At 60.9% G+C, this 17791-nt stretch carries 21 protein-coding genes; 8 read left to right on the forward strand and 13 right to left on the reverse strand.

The window, feature by feature from the left end; genetic code table 11:
* Positions 1-57 precede the first annotated feature (57 nt).
* Positions 58-963, forward strand: a complete 906-nt coding sequence (locus OK438_01685; GenBank protein MDA4124152.1) for a PfkB family carbohydrate kinase — start codon at positions 58-60, stop codon at positions 961-963.
* Here the strand turns inward: OK438_01685 and OK438_01690 are convergent.
* The 9 genes from OK438_01690 to OK438_01730 all read right to left on the reverse strand — a co-directional run bounded on the left by OK438_01690 (position 920) and on the right by OK438_01730 (position 9283).
* Entirely contained in the window at positions 920-1927 is a 1008-nt protein-coding gene (locus OK438_01690) for a PfkB family carbohydrate kinase (GenBank protein MDA4124153.1), read from the reverse strand. The genes OK438_01685 and OK438_01690 overlap by 44 nt on opposite strands.
* A 22-nt stretch (positions 1928-1949) precedes the next feature.
* The gene (gene proS, locus OK438_01695) at positions 1950-3395 is read right to left on the reverse strand and encodes a proline--tRNA ligase (protein ID MDA4124154.1); all 1446 of its coding nucleotides are present in this window, start codon (positions 3393-3395) and stop codon (positions 1950-1952) included.
* 103 nt (positions 3396-3498) lie between these two features.
* Positions 3499-4101 carry a TMEM165/GDT1 family protein gene (locus OK438_01700; protein ID MDA4124155.1) on the reverse strand — a complete coding sequence of 201 codons (603 nt, stop codon included), beginning with the start codon at positions 4099-4101 and terminating at the stop codon, positions 3499-3501.
* Positions 4102-4185: 84 nt separating this feature from the next.
* Positions 4186-4803 carry a hypothetical protein gene (locus OK438_01705; protein ID MDA4124156.1) on the reverse strand — a complete coding sequence of 206 codons (618 nt, stop codon included), beginning with the start codon at positions 4801-4803 and terminating at the stop codon, positions 4186-4188.
* A gap of 99 nt (positions 4804-4902) precedes the next feature.
* Complete coding sequence (locus OK438_01710; GenBank protein ID MDA4124157.1) at positions 4903-5718, reverse strand: methyltransferase domain-containing protein; 816 nt, start codon at positions 5716-5718, stop codon at positions 4903-4905.
* A gap of 10 nt (positions 5719-5728) precedes the next feature.
* Entirely contained in the window at positions 5729-6286 is a 558-nt protein-coding gene (endA, locus tag OK438_01715) for a tRNA-intron lyase (protein MDA4124158.1), read from the reverse strand.
* Between the two features lie 2 nt (positions 6287-6288).
* The gene (locus tag OK438_01720) at positions 6289-6942 is read right to left on the reverse strand and encodes a DUF47 family protein (GenBank protein ID MDA4124159.1); all 654 of its coding nucleotides are present in this window, start codon (positions 6940-6942) and stop codon (positions 6289-6291) included.
* A gap of 110 nt (positions 6943-7052) precedes the next feature.
* Positions 7053-7949 carry an SPFH domain-containing protein gene (locus tag OK438_01725; protein MDA4124160.1) on the reverse strand — a complete coding sequence of 299 codons (897 nt, stop codon included), beginning with the start codon at positions 7947-7949 and terminating at the stop codon, positions 7053-7055.
* 5 nt (positions 7950-7954) lie between these two features.
* Positions 7955-9283 carry a hypothetical protein gene (locus tag OK438_01730; protein ID MDA4124161.1) on the reverse strand — a complete coding sequence of 443 codons (1329 nt, stop codon included), beginning with the start codon at positions 9281-9283 and terminating at the stop codon, positions 7955-7957.
* Positions 9284-9343: 60 nt separating this feature from the next.
* On the opposite strand from OK438_01730, the gene upp reads away from it, so the two are divergent.
* A complete protein-coding gene (gene upp, locus OK438_01735) occupies positions 9344-9994 on the forward strand; it encodes a uracil phosphoribosyltransferase (GenBank protein ID MDA4124162.1) in 651 nt (216 codons plus the stop codon).
* Here the strand turns inward: upp and OK438_01740 are convergent.
* On the reverse strand, positions 9987-11747 hold the full coding sequence (locus OK438_01740) for an ATP-dependent DNA ligase (GenBank protein ID MDA4124163.1): 1761 nt from the start codon (positions 11745-11747) through the stop codon (positions 9987-9989). The two genes, upp and OK438_01740, sit on opposite strands and share 8 nt — an antisense overlap.
* Positions 11748-11842: 95 nt before the next feature.
* Here OK438_01740 and OK438_01745 point away from each other — a divergent pair, with 95 nt between their 5' ends.
* Positions 11843-12193 carry a 40S ribosomal protein S25 gene (locus tag OK438_01745; GenBank protein ID MDA4124164.1) on the forward strand — a complete coding sequence of 117 codons (351 nt, stop codon included), beginning with the start codon at positions 11843-11845 and terminating at the stop codon, positions 12191-12193.
* Positions 12194-12327: 134 nt separating this feature from the next.
* Here the strand turns inward: OK438_01745 and OK438_01750 are convergent, their stop codons facing one another.
* A complete protein-coding gene (locus tag OK438_01750; GenBank protein ID MDA4124165.1) occupies positions 12328-12744 on the reverse strand; it encodes a hypothetical protein in 417 nt (138 codons plus the stop codon).
* Positions 12745-12781: 37 nt separating this feature from the next.
* Between OK438_01750 and OK438_01755 the strand changes: the two genes are divergently transcribed.
* The 3 genes from OK438_01755 to OK438_01765 all read left to right on the forward strand — a co-directional run bounded on the left by OK438_01755 (position 12782) and on the right by OK438_01765 (position 14523).
* Positions 12782-13138, forward strand: coding sequence for a DNA-directed RNA polymerase subunit K (locus OK438_01755; protein MDA4124166.1), 357 nt, complete (start codon positions 12782-12784; stop codon positions 13136-13138).
* A 14-nt stretch (positions 13139-13152) separates the two neighbouring features.
* Positions 13153-14067 (forward strand): 3-phosphoglycerate dehydrogenase, encoded by a 915-nt coding sequence (locus tag OK438_01760; protein MDA4124167.1) that lies wholly within the window; start codon positions 13153-13155, stop codon positions 14065-14067.
* Positions 14068-14226: 159 nt separating this feature from the next.
* A complete protein-coding gene (locus OK438_01765; protein MDA4124168.1) occupies positions 14227-14523 on the forward strand; it encodes a DNA-binding protein in 297 nt (98 codons plus the stop codon).
* Between the two features lie 40 nt (positions 14524-14563).
* On the opposite strand, the gene OK438_01770 is transcribed toward OK438_01765, so the two are convergent.
* Complete coding sequence (locus tag OK438_01770; protein ID MDA4124169.1) at positions 14564-14845, reverse strand: GIY-YIG nuclease family protein; 282 nt, start codon at positions 14843-14845, stop codon at positions 14564-14566.
* A gap of 250 nt (positions 14846-15095) precedes the next feature.
* Here OK438_01770 and OK438_01775 point away from each other — a divergent pair, with 250 nt between their 5' ends.
* Together OK438_01775 and OK438_01780 are read left to right on the forward strand one after the other, a co-directional pair.
* Entirely contained in the window at positions 15096-15662 is a 567-nt protein-coding gene (locus tag OK438_01775; protein ID MDA4124170.1) for a thymidine kinase, read from the forward strand.
* 63 nt (positions 15663-15725) lie between these two features.
* Complete coding sequence (locus OK438_01780; protein MDA4124171.1) at positions 15726-16496, forward strand: nucleoside phosphorylase; 771 nt, start codon at positions 15726-15728, stop codon at positions 16494-16496.
* Here the strand turns inward: OK438_01780 and OK438_01785 are convergent.
* On the reverse strand, positions 16477-17724 hold the full coding sequence (locus OK438_01785) for an alkaline phosphatase family protein (GenBank protein ID MDA4124172.1): 1248 nt from the start codon (positions 17722-17724) through the stop codon (positions 16477-16479). The two genes, OK438_01780 and OK438_01785, sit on opposite strands and share 20 nt — an antisense overlap.
* Positions 17725-17791: the final 67 nt, after the last annotated feature.

Consider the following 17791-nt stretch of genomic DNA (forward strand, 5'->3'; position numbering starts at 1 on the left):
CTGTGTGTGAATGGGCGGAAGTATTCTTAAGACGAGTTCGGCTGACGCGGCCTCGGAATGAAGGTGCTGGTCGCAGGATTCATCACCATCGACTCGATTCAGCTCCCCATGAGACTGATAACGTCGGTCGGGGGCCCCCCCTGCTACGCTGGTCTGATCTGTTCCAGGTTCGGCCTGGACGTGACTCCCCTTACCAGGGTGGGGAACGACTTCCCCGAGGAGCAGGCGGTGTGGCTGGCGCGGAACGGGATATCCCTGCGGGCGGGTGACAGGAGCTTCCTGAAGCCGACAACGAAGTTCAGCATAGCCGAGGGCGTGGGGAGCCGGACCCTGACCCTGGTACACAGGTGCGAGGACCTTTCAGTTTCACAGATTCCTCCAAACATAAGGTTCAGCGCCGCCCTGGTCAGCCCGATAGCAGGGGAGGTGTCCACGTCACTGTTGACAGAGATTTCGGCGCGCTCCGACTTCACTTTCCTCGACCCCCAGGGGTTCGTGAGGAGCTTCGATTCTAAGGGGACCGTGTCCGTCGCCCCCATCCAGGACAAGAGCATACTCTCGAAGGTGGACGCCATCAAGATGGACCGGAGCGAAGCGGAGGCGCTGACGGGGAAGGCGAACCCGAAGGAAGCGCTCGAGAAGATCGCGGCCATAGGCCTTCGGAAGGCCGTCGTGACCCAGGGGGCCGACTCCTGTTTCGTCCTTGACGGGGCACGCATCTACGAGATCAAGGTCCCCCGCGCACAGGTGGTCGACAGCACCGGGGCCGGGGACATCTTGAGCGGTGCCACCGTCAGCTGGTACCTGAAGACCAGGGACTTCCTCCGCAGCGCCTGCTTCGGAATCGCCGCGTCTTCCCTCTCCCTTCACATGATCGCCCTGGCAAAGGTTGACCTGCCCATGAGCGTTGATGACAGCGCTATGAGGCTCTACTCCCTGGCGAGCCCCGTGGCCGTCGTCTGAGCTCCCCCAGTGCCCCCATCGAATCCTCCAGCTCCTTAGCACCGGGGCTCCCCCGGGTCTCGTACCTGGCGGCTTTCAGGGCCCCCGCGAGGTTCGCCCAGGAGGCAGCCTCCTCCACAGTCTTGCCCCAAGTGAGATAGGACGCAAGAACGCCGAGGAACGCGTCCCCGGAGCCGGTGCTGTTCACCGCCCTGAGGCCGAGCGCGGCCAGGTCGACTCCCTCAAGCACGGTCTTGACGGTCCCCCTGGAGACTACGCATCCTTTTGCCCCGAGCGTCACCACCACGGTCACCCGGGGGAAGGCGTTCGAGAGCGCCTCGAGGGAAGGGTCTTCGGCCTCAAGGCCGGCCAGGTTCTTCAGCTCGCTGGAGTCCACGACCAGGATATCCGCCCGACGGATCACCGGCCCGATCCTCCTGAGCCCTTCCTGAGCCCTTACCCCCGGGCTGTAGACGACCCTGCACCATCGCTCCTTGGCTCGGCTGACCGCGGCGAGGGCCACGCTCGTGGGAGGGTCCATAACGACTATCATCGAGCTTCTGGAGACCAGCCTCGCCACGTTTTCCTTCGCAAGGTGAGCGGGAGTCAACTCCCCGTTGGCCCCGAATTGGGTGTGGATGGTCTTCCTCCCCCTCTCGTCGACGACTATGTACGCCATCCCCGACCGGCTGCCCGTCAGGGTCGACACTCCGCCCGTCAGAACACCTTCAGCGCGGAGCCCGGCAAGCTGCCTTTCAGAGACGTCGTCATCGCCAAGGGCCCCGACAAGGCTGACCCGTCCGGCGCCGAGGACCCTCGCGGCCGCCACGGCTACGTTCGCCCCCTTGCCGCCGGGGTATTCCTCCACGAGTCTAGCTTGGACCTCCTCTCCCACTCGAGGGAAACGATCTTCGAAGATTGTGACGTCCCAGTTTATCGCACCTATGACGGACAGGAAGCCGCGCCCCGGCGCTCTGGTCTCCAAGGCGTCTTCTCGTCAGGCCCTTCTAGTAGGACTTCGCGTAATTGGCCGTAGACTCGGCCTTCTCCCCGCACGAGACACACTTCGCCTTAGGAGGCTTTTGGTCGAGGGGGATGCTCAGGATCTTCCCTCCTGCTCTGTCCTTCATCTTGTCTTCGCACGACTTCTTTCCACACCAGGCGACCCTCACGATCCCTCCCTTTCCAGCAATGAGACGTTCGAGCTCCTCCATCGAACCCGCCTCCACTGTGTGTGATTCCAGGAACGCCCTCGCCCTGGCGAGGAGGTTGGATTGGATGTCTCCCAACTCCTTGTCCACTTCCTTCCCGAGGAGGTCGATAGCCACGGTCCGCTTGGCCCCGGTGTCCCGTCTGACGAGCACGGCCTGTTTTGCCTTGAGGTCGCGCGGACCGAATTCAATCCTCAGGGGGACCCCCCTGAGTTCCCACTCGTTGAACTTCCTGCCCGGCGTCAGGTGGTCTCGGTCATCCAGCCTGGTCCTCCAGCGGGCAGCGAGGTCCTTGGAAAAGGCCTTTGCCTCCTTGAGGATCGACTCCTTGTTTTCCTCGTTGACTATGGGCACCACCACGATCTGCAGGGCCGCGAGCTTCGGTGGGACGACGGCGCCCTTGTCGTCGCTGTGGACGGCAAGCATGACCCCGATCTCCCTCGTCGAGATCGCCCAGGTGTTCTGCCATGCGAACTGCTTCTCCCCTTCCTCGTCGACGAACACGATGTCGAAGGCCTTCGAGAACCTCTGACCGTCGGAGTGGAAGTCCGGACCCTGAATCGCCTTGCCGTCGGGCAGAAGATGCTCGATGCTGTAGGTCGCCTCGGCTCCTGCGAACTTCTCGGAGTCGGTCTTCCTTCCAACCAGCCCTGGGAGCGCAAGATAGTCCTCGGTGACCATCCTGTAAATGCCCAGTATCTCGTCCCTCTCAGCGTCCGCCTCCTCCTTGGTGGCGAAGATCGTGTGCCCTTCGTTCCAGAGGAACTCCCTCGAGCGAAGGAAGGGGGTCGGGTGCTTGAACTCCCACCTGACGACGTTGTTCCACTGGTTCAGCCTCAGTGGCAGGTCCCTCCAGGACCTGATCCAGCGCTTCACCACCTCGTACATGACGGTCTCTGAGGTCGGCCTTACGGCAAGCCTCTCGTCGAGAGTGGACTTCCCCGCCTGGGTCACCCAGGCCACTTCGGGGGAGAAGCCCTTGACGTGCTCCGCCTCCTTCTTGAGCAGGCGTTCCGGGATGAAGAGCGGAAAGTAGGAATTCTGAATGCCGATCCGCTTGAACTCCGCGTCGGCGGCAGACTGGATGTTCTCCCAGATGGCGTAACCGGAGGGCCTGAAGACCATGCACCCCGAGACCGGACTGTAGTCTGCGACCTCCGACTTCAGGATGACCTGAGTGTACCACTCGTCGAAGTCCGTCCCCTTCTTCGCGGTCAGACCTTCTTGGCTCGCCTGAGACATGCAGCCCTACGCGCCGACGACCTGGCTTAAAGAATATGCGCCCTTGAAGTGCTGAGGCGAAGCCTCAGCGGGCGTCTCAAGCGGGGAGAATGCCTGCCTCGGGTTACGTGAAGGCGGAGAGGATGATGAACGTGCCCAGTATGAGGAAGACGACCACCGAAACGTTTCGGATTCTCGCCGGGGTCAGGAGCTTCCCGAGCCTGCTGCCGAGGGCCGTCTCGACCCCGGTGGCCAAGATCAGCCCCGTGCAAACGCCTGCGAAGACCAGGAGGGCATTGGAATAGTGGGCGACGAACACGATTGTAAGCACTTCCGTCGCGTCCCCCGCGACGTCCAGGATGACGAGGGCGCCCACCATGGAGACGAAGACCCTCCATCCTGCGGCTTTCTTCTCTACTTCCCGCTCTTCTCTCTCGACAAACCTCTCCCCGACAAGCCCCCGCGCTTCCCACAGGGCGTAGGCGATCATGATTGTACCCCCTGCGAATTTCACCCATGCAATCGGGACCAGCCGGGTGATGAGGCTGCCTGCGGTGACGAACAGCGCAGTCGTGAGGGCAAACGCGCTCACCCCCGCCAGGAACACCGTCGAAGCCTTCTCCCTCCCAGCGAGGGCAAGCAGAAGCAGAGCGTCCTTGTCCGTGAGTTCGGTGATGAAGAGGGCTGCGGCAATGCCGGCGAAGGCGGTCAGGAGAGGCGGATCCAAGCAAGACTACCTGATGGGTAGAACCTGCAGGACAGCGAGGGGTTCTAAGGTGTTACTTGAGGGAAGTTAGGGGGAGGAGAAGCCCTAGTTCTTCTCGGGAGCCGCTTTCTTCGCAGTGCTTCTGAGGAGCAACACCACCCCGATGATCAGTAGTATCAGGGCAGTTCCCAATCCAACGGAGAGGTTCCTCTTTCCAATCAGGTCGACCGAAACGGGCACGAGGAGCAGTGCGATAATGCCGAGTGGCTTCGGGTTCTTCAGGGAAGCGAGGTTGAACCGGGCTGTGATGAGATAGCTCAACAGGACAAGGGCCGCAGGGAATACCAGGCTAAAGCGTCCCAGGATGAAATCAGTCGCCGCACCTGATACATCCAGGAAGCCGTTTGCGTACCAGGCGAAGAAGAGTGCGAGGACCAGGCTGGCGGCCCCCATCGACTGCAGGGTGTTCCCAAGGGAGTTCAGCCTCGCAGGCCTCTCGGCCGGGTCTGCCGATGTGAAGTCCAGGGTGACTGCGAGCATGACGGCGAGGGAGCCGGCCACGAACACGTATGGGTCTCTTGTTACCGTCAGGTAGACGCCGGTCGGAAGATAAGCGGAAATGCCTCCTGCGATCCAGAGATACAGAGCATAGACCCCGCTGGCGAGGAATGGAACTAGGTAGAGGAGCGCGGACAGGTCGTCTCTGGTCCCCCTGTTATTCATCAAACGGCCTCCGCGACCGCGATGGGCTTAAAACTGTTTTCAGCCTCGAGGCGACTCTGTCGGAGCCGGCGGGCGGAGCGGTCGTGTGTCCTGGAACATTCAGGGGGCAGCGCTGCCCGTTGTGGTTCGCCCGAAGGTGAGGTAGGCGGTGTGCCCTATCATGATGTTGGCTGGCCTCGTCATCCCCACCCGGGCCTCGAGGTGCCTCATGAGGATCTCCACCGTCTCGATGGAGACGAACCCCTCGTCCTTCATCTTCGACACGAGCTTCTCGGCTTGGTTCGTGGTCGGGGTGATCGCAACCATTGGGGCTGAGGGTTTCAGGCTCTCCTTCATGCTGTGGACCACTTCCCAGGGGTCGCCCACGTCGAGCACCCCTGCGTCCATGCCCCTCTCGGTGAACCCAAGCCGCGAGTCCCCGGCCTTGAAGGTGACGAAGGGAGTGAGCCCAACCTTCTCGATGTTCTTCTTCGCCACGTCCTGGAACCCGGGGTTGATGTCGTAGGTATAGACCATCCCTGCCGGCTGGACGAGGTATGCCATGAGGGCGGTGGTGGCTCCGGTTCCGGTCCCTGTCTCGATAATCCGTGACCCCGAATGTACGCCGAGCTTGACTATCATGAGGCCGAGGTCCTTCGGGTAGACGACCTGAGTGCTCCTGGCGAGCTTCATGACCAGGTCCTCGATGGTGGGCCTGAGGATTGTCAGCGAGTCGCCCAGAGTCGTCGTGACGCTGATTCCATACTCCCTGCCGACGAGCGCCGACATGTCCAGGATCCCAAGGTGGGTGTGGAGCTTCGGCGTATCCCTGGGTCTGATGAGCCACCTCCTCCTTCTGTCGCGGTAGACGAGGACGAGAGAGTCGGCACCGATGGTCTCAACGTTCGGACTAGGCGCCGGCGCTTCCTCCTCCACTTCGACCACCCTAGGCCCGCCACCAGTCATACCTGAGGAAGTCGACGGTCTTCTTCGCTCGGTCCGGGATTGCGATGATGAACTGCTTCCTTACCGTGGTGGCCAGCCTCCCCGAGCGGACCATGGAGGTTGCGGTCATGGTGGCCTCGGGGGCCATGACCTGGATGATGTAGGGGGCGTGGTCGATCCCGGGGCCGTGCTCGTAGACGGCGAAGTCGGAGCCGAACTTTATCCCCGGAGTGACGACGTACCCCGACTCCCTTAGCTTCCTGTAGACCATGAACTTCTCCGCGAAGTCAATGTAGGAGGCCTCGCAGATATCCTGGACCTGCTTCAGGGTCAGCTTCTTGCCAGAGTTGTCTTCGAGCTCCACGGACTTCTTGGCGGCCAGGTAGTATCCCTCCATGAGGTCCAGGACCAGCGGGGCTTCGAACTCGAAGTCCTTTGGCTTCGGGATCCCCAAGGGCTTGCCGTAGTAGCCTTCCTTGAAGAGGCGTCTGGAGGATTCGACCTCCCAGACGACCACCCTGTTCTCGAAGAGCCTGCCCCTCGCCATCTGCTTGGGCATGGCTACATACCTAGCGCAAGAATCGTGCTGGCGTTGGCCGCGCGGAGCATCGCGTCCGCGCAGTTCTCGATGGCTTCGAGGAGCTCCTTGTTCACTATCAGCTCCTTGACGTTGGTCGCCTCCTTCATGGTGGTGACGACCGACTCCCGGTAGGTCGCGTCGATGGAGCTCTCGAGCTTCTGGACCTGGGCCGACATCTGGATGGTCTGCTCCGAGTTGATGGATAGGGCCCTCATGCTTTCGTTGAGCTTGGATATCCCGTCGATGAGGAGCCCCAGGAGCTCGGTGATGGACTCCTTGTACTTCTTGTCTTTGGCCGAGCTTCGCGACACCTGGGACATCTTGAAGGCCACCCCGCTTATGTGCCCGAAGATGTCCTCCACAGCGAACGCGCAGCGGAGCAGGTCCTCCCTGTTGACGAGGAGGGTACCGACCTGGGATAGCTCCCTGATCAGGGCGCTGCGGAGCATCACCACGTCCTCCTCCGCCTTCTTGACCCTCTCCAGCGACGAAGCCACAAGCATCTTGTCCGCTTTGATGAGGCCGGTGAACTCGTCGTTGAGGACGCGGGTCGCGTCGAGTACGCGCCTCATCTCGTCCTGAAGAACTACAATTGTCCGCCGTCTGGCTTGGGTTTCGCTCTCTGGTCCGGACATGAAAGGATGCTCGCACCAAGGCTTGAAAGGTTTGGGATATAAGACTGGGCCTTCAATCGAAGGAATTTGAGAATCCGAGGCCGTTTCTTACCGTTTTGAGATAATCTGGCCTATTTCTTGTCCTTTTCCTGCGCATATTCCTTGAGCGGAGCCAGCAGGCTGGTGAACTCCATCGGGAAGATGTACTTCGTGGAAGGGCTCGCCCCGAGGGCCTTCAGAGTGTCAAGGTACTGTAGGACCATCGTCTTCGAATCTATCCCCTTGGCAGCCCCGTAGATCTGGTTGAGTGCCCCTGCGTATCCCTCCGCCCTTAGCACCGAGGCCTGTTTGTCTCCTTCCGCCCGGAGGATGTTGGATTTCTTTTCCCCTTCGGCGACCAGTATCGAAGCCTCTCTCTTCCCGTCCGCCTCAGTTACGGTGGCCCTCCTTGTCCTCTCGGCCGACATCTGCCTGACCATCGCCTCCTGGACGTCCTGGGGCGGGCGTATCTCCCTGATCTCGACGTTGGTGACCTTGATCCCCCACCTCTCCGTGACTTCGTCGAGCTTGGTCCTGAGCACCTGGTTGATCTGCTCCCTCTTTGCAAGGAGCTCGTCGAGAGGGATGTCGCCGACGACTGCCCTAAGCGTGGTGGTAGCGATCCCGATGGATGCCCCCTCGAAGTTCTGTACCTGGACGACGCTCTGGGTCGCCTCGGTGACCTTGTAATAGATTAGGAAGTCGATGTCAGTCGGGGCGTTGTCCTTGGTGATGCAGGTCTGGTGAGGGACCTCCAGGTATCTCTCTCTGAGGTCGATCTTGTTCACCCTGTTGACCAGCGGGAAGACGAAGATAACTCCAGGACCCCGGGCCCCCACGAGACGGCCGAGCCGGAAGACCACGAGGCGCTCGTACTCCCTTACTATCTTGATGGTGGAACCTATCAGCGCCAGGACGACTATGATTATCAGAGCGTAGATGGCGTATGAGACGATGTCACTGGTAGTCTGCAGGACGTCCGAAGCGATGGGAATCAACTTTCCAGCTTCTCTACTACCAGCTCGAGCCCTCTGACTTCTTTAACCTTTACAGCGTCCCCCTTCCTCAGGTCCTGCTGGGAGGTCACGCTCCACTGCTCTGCCCCGACCAGTGCTACCCCCTTCTTGCCAGCCGTAAGGTCGGTCTCCATGACACCTTCCTTCCCGATCCGCGCGGCCGGGTCGTTCACCTTCGGCCTGTTCATGAGACCCTCTCTGATGGAGCGGAGGTAGAGGCTCGCGACCACGATCCCGACGGCCAGGGCTGCAATCAGCGCATAGGTTATGTTCGGGATGCCGGAGAAGTTGACCCCTGGAAGCGCCGGGTTCGCCGCCGAGGCTGGAGGAAACTCGAAGACCAGGAGGAAGCCGACCACGAAGATGATGACCCCTATCACGGCGCTCACTCCATGTTGGGTCTTCACTTCCAGGAAGATAAAGGCAGCACCCACGATCATGAGGAATACTGCCAGGGGCGAGGCGCCGAAGACGCCCAGCCCGAGGAGGGCCAGCGCTATTATCACGACTCCGACGATGGAGAGGACGATGGTGGGATGATAGATGTCCGCGAGGACAGCGAAGACCCCCACCAGGAAGAGGAGACCAGAAACGTTGGGGTCGCTCAGGATTGAGATCAGGGTAGACCTGATTCCGGGGGAGTCGATGCCGATGGATGTTGGCACGCCAAGCTCCGCCAGGGCCCCTGACACGGAGGTCGAGTTCAGCACTCCGTCGATCACGTGCTCAGCCAGTGCTTCAGAGGCGGTGTAGGACTGGTGGTGGCCCGGAGTGACCATCTGGCCTGAGGCCGTCGCGTTCCTTCCGTTGGCGGAGGTCAGAGCCTGCATGTACGATTTGAACGCCGAGATGTCTTTGCTGAGGGTCGAGTTCTCCTCGCCGGTCGGGATGCCCGAGACAATCGGAGTTGCGGAGCCTATCGTCGTCCCCGGGACCATGTATATCTTCGAAGAGGCCTCTGCGATGTACGAGCCTGCGGAAAACGCGAACGCGCCCTGGGGCGCGACAAGGGTAACGAAGCTACCTCCCCACTGCTGGTAGGACGAGATAGTGTTTACCATCGACTCCATGCTTCCTCCGTCACCCCCGTTCGTCTGGAGGACGAGGATGAAGTGCCCGGCGCAAGCCGCCTTTGCGTTGCTGACCGCGGTTGCTAGGAAGTCTGCGGATCCAGGGTCGATGTTCTGGTTGAGCGAGGCTACGTACCATCCGTTCTGGGAAGTGCAGGTCTGGGCGCGGGCGGGGGCGACCTGGGCGGCGAAGGCGAGGAGAATCGCGAGGGCAAGGACGAGCCTGAGAGTCTTCAAACTTGAAGGCATGCTCCGCGGTCTGACATAAATACTGTTGCGAGCCGACCCAGGCACGGAGTGCCTCGGCCCAAGGTCACAGTTATGGACCATCCGATGGTGATGGAGCAGCTGGCGCTCGCCCGGGACAGGCAGACGAACCAGGTGGCGTTCAGGAAGGCGATATATCGATTGGGGCGCTTTATGGCCTATGAGTTCCTTAGGACCATGGAGACCCAGCAGGTCGAGTTGCAGACGCCCCTCGCCAAGTCCTCTGGAAGGAGACTAAAGGGGAAAGACAAGGTCGTGATCATCCTCGTCCTGAGGGCGGCGATTCCCTTTGTCGAAGGGATGTACAAGAATCTGCCCATGGCCAGGACCGGGGTGATAAGCGCCTGGCGCGGAAGGGCCCCGAACTTCCCCGTAGAAGTCCAGTACGCCAAGGTCCCAGAGATAAGGCGGGACGACGTCGTGATAATAGCCGACCCGATGCTTGCGACCGGTCACACCCTGGTGGAGGTTGCGAAGAAGGTAGCGGAAATGGGGAAGCCGAAGCGGCTGGCGTTCTTCTCGGTCATCTCCGCGATGCAGGGCATCGAATACGTGGCGAAGCACTTCCCCAAGGCTGAGTTCTACACCTGTGCCGTCGACCCGGAGCTCGACGACCATGGATACATCGTTCCCGGTCTGGGAGACGCGGGGGACAGGGCCTTCGGCGCCCCGACTAGGTAGCGGCGACCTTCTTCAGCTGGCCGTTGTACATCGAGACTATCTCCTCGACTGTGGTCCCGTCCTCCGGCCTCTTGTCGTCCCTCACCCTTCCCGTGAACTTCGGAAACCTCAGTGATATGCCCGCGCCCGGCCTCACCCTTCCGAGGGCCGCAGTGTGGATGGGAGAGAGGGTCAGCTCCGACGCGATCGTTTCGATGACCAGCTGCGGCCTGAACCAGACGTCTGGGACCATGTTCGACTCGACGTTCGGAGGTTTGACATGGCTCTCGAAGGGCTTCAGGAGCTTAGGGATAGCCGCGAGGTCCTGGTCGGAGAAGCCCGTCCCGACTTTGGCGACGCTGGAGTAGACCCCCCTCTTCGCGTCGTAGGCGCCGAGAAGGTAGGTTCCGTAGTTCCCTGCGCGCCTTCCTTTTCCGTGGAATGCCCCTATTATCGGAAGGTCGATGGTGTCGGTGAGCTCGCTCCTGTACTCCCTCTTCAGCTTGATCCATGCGAACTCCCTTGCCCCTGCCCGATAGGTCGACTTCGGGTCCTTGACGACCAGCCCTTCGCAGCCGTTCTCGATGGCCTCTTCCATGAATCTCTCCAGGTCTGCCGGGTCTGAGGCGGTCAGGGCGGGGACGAGCCGAGTCCTTTCGGTTTCCTCGACCACCTCGAGCATCTTGCTCCTTCTCACCGTGTAGGCCTTGCCCGTGTAATCCGTCGAACCGGCGAGAAGGATGTCGAAGAAGTTCAGGGCCACGGGGTAGTCTTCGACCGCCTGCTGGACCCCGTGCTTCCGACGCCTGTGCATGAGTTCCTGGAAGGGAAGGTATTCTCCGGTGTCCTCGTTGATGGCGACCACCTCGGCCTCGAGTATTGCTGACTTCGCGGAGACGTGAGTCTTCACCAGCTCGACTGCGTCTGGGTAGTTCCCGGTAATCACCTCCAGCCTCCTTGAGAACAGGGAAACGCTGTTGCCTGACTTATGTATCTGCAGTCGTTCTCCGTCCAGCTTGTACTCGGCCACCACGGACTTCGACCCTATCTTCTTCACTATCGCCTCGGCAGACGGAAGCCTCTCCGCCAGCATCGGCCGGATGGGGACCCCGACCTCCACCCGGATCGACTCCACCCCCTTCAGGCCCTTCGACGCTACGCTCTCCACTATGAAGCCAAGGTCTGGGTGGACGTTGTAGGCGCGTTCGAGTTTTGGCCTCTCCGTCTTGCCGCCAAGGAAGGCGACCGCAGCCGCGTCCAGGACTGTGTAGTCTGCGACCCCGAGCCTCAGCTCTCCAGTCACCGTCCGCATGATGAACTTCGCCTCGAGCGGGGACGCGTCGTTTAGCAGGCTGACCAGCTTGCGCTGTTTGGCCTCGACGGACCCGGCACCTCCCTGGCCAGCCATCCTCAGGAGGGTGGAGTAGACCCTCTTCAGTGTCAGCCCTTCTGCAAAGAGGGTCCCCTGGCGCCTGTTTCCTAGCAGTTTCTCGGCCGCTCCCCCAATGTCTCCGAGCTTCACATAGGTCTGGTAGACTGAGTTCGGAGAGAGGCCTCCAGCCTTCCCTATGGCCCTGAGGGCCATCTTCTCCGCCAGGCCCAGCTCCACCCCTTCGTAGTCTGGCTTCAGCTTCCCCTGGGTGAGGTAGACGAGCGTGGCGAGCTCATCCCTGGGGACCGCCTTCAGCAGAGAGGCCAGCACTTGCGTCATTTCGTTCCTCCCAGAGATGCCCTCGAGCCTTGAGTAGGACTCGGCCACGACGGAGTAATCCAAGGCGCCCGTCGAGCGGATCGGAGGCTTAAACCCCTTTTCCCGTTCCGCACCGGAAAGCCTTATTTCCAGTGTCGGCGGGTGCGTTCTGAAATCACTTGGGAGGAGTCAAGAAGAAATCCATGGCCTCCATGGAGAAGTCCCAGGATTCAGACGAGACAGCGCAGCAGTCAGGGGCTGCGACCAAGGGGAAGAAGGGAAAGGAGCAGAAGGCTGCGCCTCAGCAGCAGCAGAAGCGACTTCCGTTCCTTCCACCTAAGATGAGCGAGCAGGAGATGCTCAAGAGCCTCACCCCACTGAAGGCGATAACAGTCTATACGGCATCGAGGGCCCTTGGGGTCAACGCTTCCATCGCGACGGGCATCCTCCGCGAGATGGAGACGAAGAACCTCGTAAGGAAGGCAGGCGGGTTCAGCGGCCACACGGTCTGGGCTATGGCTTCGGCCTAGCTGCCTAGTCGCGGCTGATCTCGAACTCGCGGCGGTCGTTTTCATTCGCGAGGCACTGTAACTGGGTCCTGGGATCAAGCATTTTCAGAAAGAAGGTCTGTGAATCCAGGATTCCGGAAGAATGACTGGCCGTCTTATTGGGACGGTTGAAGGCTGGCTGCGACCGCTTCCAGCCTTACCGTGTCCCCACGCTTCACTCCTTCGAGGGCTGAGAGCCCGTCCTCGACCTTCCCGATCGGATTGAGGGGCATTTCACTGCGCGAGTCTTTGAGGAAGAAGCAGACGAGCCCCCCCGAAGGCAGGAAGGCGACGTCGCCTCGGGAGTAGGACGTCCTCCCCTTTTCGACGCCCACCCGCATGGGAGTGAACAGAGCGACGAGGCTCGGCTGGACATTGACCCGACTGTCGATGGGGAACACCCGGAGAAGCGCGTTCACCGTGAGGGGTGCGAGATGCTTGAACAGAGACACTTTGGCGACCCCTCTTCCGGGGACTGTGGCAAGGCACTCGACCTTGGAGACTGATGCCGCTGGAGCCTCGGGGGACGACACTTCAGCAAGCCCCGCCGGTCGCCCTTATTCGCTTTTCGTGGGTCGCGCGGAAAAAGACTTATCAGATGACGGCGAAGGGGCAAATTCGCTCCGGGGCTCCTCGATGTCACCTACTAAGATACAGAAGAAGGCTAGGCAACCCTCAATCGCTTCTTTTGAGGTCAAGATAGGTCCTCCGAAGCTCACGAGGTTTGAAAGGGCCAGGATTGTTGGCGCAAGGTCACTGCAGATCGCCATGGGGGCGCCGTCCTTTATTCCGATGGAGGGACGTTACAGAGGGCCCATAGAGATAGCAACGTTAGAGCTGGAGGAAGACGCCCTTCCGATATCGATCAGAAGGTCTCTCCCGAACGGAGTCACCCAGGACATCCCGATAAAAGCCCTGTCCAAGTAACCCCCGGTCGAGACATGCAGAGGATTGCGATATTCGTAACCGAACGCCTGGCGGACGAGGCCAGGAAGATCCTTTCAGACTACGATGTCTTCGAGCTTGAGGCTGACGACGGTGCCCTGGCCCGATGCGAGGTCCTGATGACCAGGCCTTCGCGTGCGAGGAAAGAGACTTTGTCAAAGTTGACCAAGCTCAGGATGGTCCAGACCATGTCAGCCGGGGTCGATAGCTTGGACTTCACGCTGCTCGCAGATGGTGTCATCGTGTGCTCCAACGCAGGAGCGTACACCGGCCCGGTGGCCGAGCACGCCTGGGGGGTCCTACTCGGGCTTGCGAAGGGACTCCACGCAAGGAAACAGCAGGTCGTCCCGAGAACGCTCAGGGGGAGGACTCTCCTAGTCCTAGGGTGTGGAGCCATCGGCTCGGAAGTCGCCAGGCTCTCGAAGTCCCTCGGAATGAAAACTATCGGGGTCTCGAGGTCGTTCCCAAACCCGGAGCTCTTCGACGAGAAGCATGGCCTGGCGGAGCTCGGGTCTGTCATCGGCCTGGCAGATGCCGTGGTGATATCACTTCCCCTGACCGGGGCGACCAGGGGCGTGATCAGCTACGACATATTATCGAGGGCGAAAGAGCACGTCTGCATGGTCAACGTCGGAAGGGGAGAGCTCGCAGGGGAGGCGGACCTGATCAGGTGGCTCAGAGAACGGCCCGAGAGCAGGTATGCGACCGACGTGTTCTGGAAGAAAAGAGGAAAGGAGAGTTTCGAGAGTACGGCCTGGGAGCTACCCAACTTTGCTGGGACACTCCACATCTCGGGGCTCCCCCTCGGTGAGAAGCTGATCGGCCCTATAGTGGCGGCCGCGAAGAACGTCTCAATGTACCTCCAGACAGGGGAGGCCCACAACCGGGTCGACCGGTCAGAATATTCCTAGGATTTCGACCGTCAGCCCCCATAGCATTAAATATCCGATGTCGGGGCCGTGGAAAACAAGGTCAGACACATGCCAACAAGAAAGAAATCCGACTCAGGCGAGTCTGAGGAACACTCTGGGGAACAAATGGCAGCACCAATGCCAGCCCCAAGCGCACCAATGCAAACCCAAGGCGCGCCCTCGCAAAGGGCGCCTTCCAACCACATATTCGTCGGCAAGAAGCCTGTCATGAGCTACGCGATGAGCGCGCTCATACAGCTCACTCAAGCCGGTGAGATAGTGGTCAAGGCAAGGGGAATGGCCATCGGCAGAGCAGTCGACGTGGCGGAGATCGTCACGAAGCGGCTCGCTAACGGCCAGTTCAGAGTCAAGGACATCGGCATAAACACCGAAGTCGTTGGCGAAGGCGCTGAGCAGAGAAACGTCTCCTCAATAGAAATAGTCGTCGGCAAGTAAGAACAGCGACACCATTGAAACGTCAGGTGGATCGTATTCGCTAGCGGACGCTGTTTCTGGACTTTCGCGAGTACCGACCGCAGAGAAGGAGCTTCGTGCTCCTGCTCGTCCTTTTTATCATGAGTTCCCGTCTAAGGGCTTCTCCCCTGTTCCGTGATTCTTCAAGGTAGGACAGCACAACGGGGCCTCGGCCGCGGGTGTACCTGGCCCCGTTCCCTGAGTTGTGCTCTTCAAGCCGCCTTTCCATGTCGGTTGTGTACCCGGTGTAGAGCGTCCCGTCCGAGCAGGTCAGGATGTAGACGTAGTGTCGTCGCTTTGGCATGCCGCCCGCGGATCGAGGCCGCCCATCCTGCGAAAAGGATTTTCGGGCAAGGGGCCTACGTATTCGCCCGGAAGGTACAGGACGTTGAGCGCCCCTTCCCCGACGAGGACGGGGATTGCCTCCCCGGCTAGAAGGATTCGAACGAGACGCCTACTCGAACCATGCGGGTTTCGCAGGGGAGCCCACTTCAGTAGGGCCACTCAAGGATCAGGGTAACCGATAAATCCACGGTGGCGGGGCGCGGGACAAGTTGACCCTCGAAGTCATCATCGGGCCAATGTTCTCGGGCAAGACCTCGGAGCTCATCAGGCTGGTGGAGAGGGAGGTCTACGCCAAAAGGAAGGGTGCCATCTTCAAGATAGCCTTCGACAAGAGATACAGCGCGCGCCAGGTGGTCACTCACAACGGGCTGAGGTACGACGCCTACACCGTGGCCTCCTCCGCGCACGGGCTGAAGAAGATAGAGGAGCTCGCCGGCCCTGACGGCCTCGACGCCATAGGTGTGGACGAGGTGAACTTCTTCCCCGAGGAGATCGTGGGACTTCTGGACAGGCTGGCCGACAAGAAGAAGGTCATCGCCTGCGGCCTCAACCTGAACTTCAGGGCCGAGCCCTTCCCGTCAACCATGGAGCTGGCGGCTAGGGCCGACAGGGTCAGGTATCTCAGCGCAGTGTGTGTCGTCTGCGGCCAAGAGGCGACGAGGACCCAGAGGCTCATAGGCGGGAAGCCGGCCCCGAAGGATTCTCCGGTCATTGTGGTTGGGGGCAAGGAGCTCTACGAACCGCGGTGCAGGAACTGCTATGTCTCCCCTCGGTGACTTCCGCAGGGCGAACGATTGATAATGTCCGAGTTCTGGTGTTCGTCGAGGGTGCCGAACTAAGTGACTCAAGAACCCCTGGATGAAAAGGGGAGGCCGTATCACATCAGACTCGAGAAGAGGCAGGTCGGCAGCATCGCGTTCCTTCCGGGAGACCCGGCGAGAGTCGCAAGGATAGCCCAGAGGCTCACGCGCCCTGAGCAGCTCTCTTCGAACAGAGAGTTCACGGCCTACGGGGGTTACGTGGGGAAGGAGCGAATCGTCGTGATAAGCACTGGGATTGGAGGTCCGGCCACGGCGATTGTCGTGGAGGAGTTGGCAAGGCTTGGCGTCAGGACTATGATCCGAGTTGGTACCTGCGGAGCGATCACGAGCAGGGCGAAGGTCGGTTCTGTCATCATCGCGGACGCTGCTGTCAGGATGGACGGGACCAGCGCCCTCTACGTCCAGCGAGGATATCCGGCTGCAGCGACCCCTGGCATCGTAATGGCCCTTTCACATGCGGCAAGGAAGCTCAAGGTCCAGGGCACCGTCGGGATCGCGGCATCGACCGATTCCTTCTACGTGGGCCAGGGACGGAAGGGCTTCGGCGGCTACTTCCCACCCGAGAGCGCCGGGATTACGAAGCGGCTGCAGCAGGCCCGCGTGCTCTGTTTCGAGATGGAGGCCGCCACGCTCTTCACTCTGGGAAGGCTCTTCGGCCTGCAGACTGGCGCCGTCTTCGCGGTCGTAGCCAATAGGGCGACCAACGAGTTCAAGCTGGGCTCAGGCATCGACGCGGCCATCGACGTCGCAGTCGGTTCAGTCCGCCACTTCAAGAAGTACGGCGTCTGAACGGACCTTCCGCGACCCTGGCCAGCACATCCCTGCCTTGGAGTAGCCCGAGGGAGCCCCTCCTCGCGCCCCTTTCAGTGAAGCGCTTGGCATCCCTCTTCTGGCCTCCCGTAATCAGGAGTGGGACGGGGTCGCTCGAATGCATCATCATGGTGCAGGGCGTCGCATGGTCGCAGGAGACTCCGAGCCTGATGTCTGATCCGTCGTCTTTCACCGTCGAAAAGAAACCCCTGTCGATTTCCTCGATGCTCTTCTTCTTGCCCACCGCGTCTCCGTCATGCCCGAACTCGTCGGGCCCTTTGATGTGCACGTAGACCACCGTCCCCTCGTGCAGTTCCCTGGTGAAGAGTGATGCCTTTTCCCTGATGTCCTTCCTGTCGGCGACCTCGACCATCTTCATCCTCAGGATCCTGGCTATCCCCACCTCAGCTGGCATCTCGACGACTGCCGTTCCCTTCATGCCGTACTTCGTCTCGAAGGGTTCGACCTGGGGGACGTGGTCCCCCGCGTCGCGGAGAAGGATGGCATTGGCGGGGACCTTCCCTTCCCGCTTTCGCTCCCGGTTGACATCGCTCGAGGCGAGGACGACGAGGCTCTTGGCGGTGAACTCGTTGACTAGCCTCGCAGCCAGTCTGGCGGCTGGGTCATCCGACTCCGGGCGGCATTCGAGGACGCGCTCGTTGGTCTTCGTCGGCCTCGCGGCTCCGAAGCCTCCCACCTTCGCGTAGGCGGGGTCGGTGTTGGTAATCCCGGCTGAAAGGCCACCCCTCGACCGGATGACGAGGACCCCCCTATACGAGATGGTTGGTCTGAATTCGAACTCCGCGTCTCGCAGCTTGATGGTCTTCAGGTCCTCTGAGAGACGGAGCGCCTCTGCTTCGGTCAGGTTTCTCCCCGCCCTCCGGTCGACGATGCGCCTCCCCACCACCGACGCAAAGTTCGCCCTCAGGGCCAGGTCCCCTCGCTCGAGGTCAACGCCCGCCCCGACGGCCTCCACGACCCCTCGACCAGGGTATCCCTGGTCGAACGAATAGCCAAGCATGTTGAAGACCGCGATGTCGGACTCAGGCGCGACCCCTCTCCGGACCGTCACCACCCTTCCGAGTCTTGAGCGGCTTGCGATCTCGTCGAGGTTCGGGGTGAAAGCCGCCTCGAGCGGGGTCGTGAAGTTGAGTTTCGGATTGGGCCTGTCGGCGCAGCCGTCAAGCAGGACATAACCGATCTTCATCTTTCCGCGCGAGACAACGAGTCGCCATGGATTATCATACTTTCGGGCTGGACTCGCTAAACCCTAA

Source organism: Nitrososphaerota archaeon (assembly GCA_027887005.1).
In the GTDB taxonomy this organism is placed as follows: Archaea; Thermoproteota; Nitrososphaeria; order Nitrososphaerales; family Gagatemarchaeaceae; genus UBA183.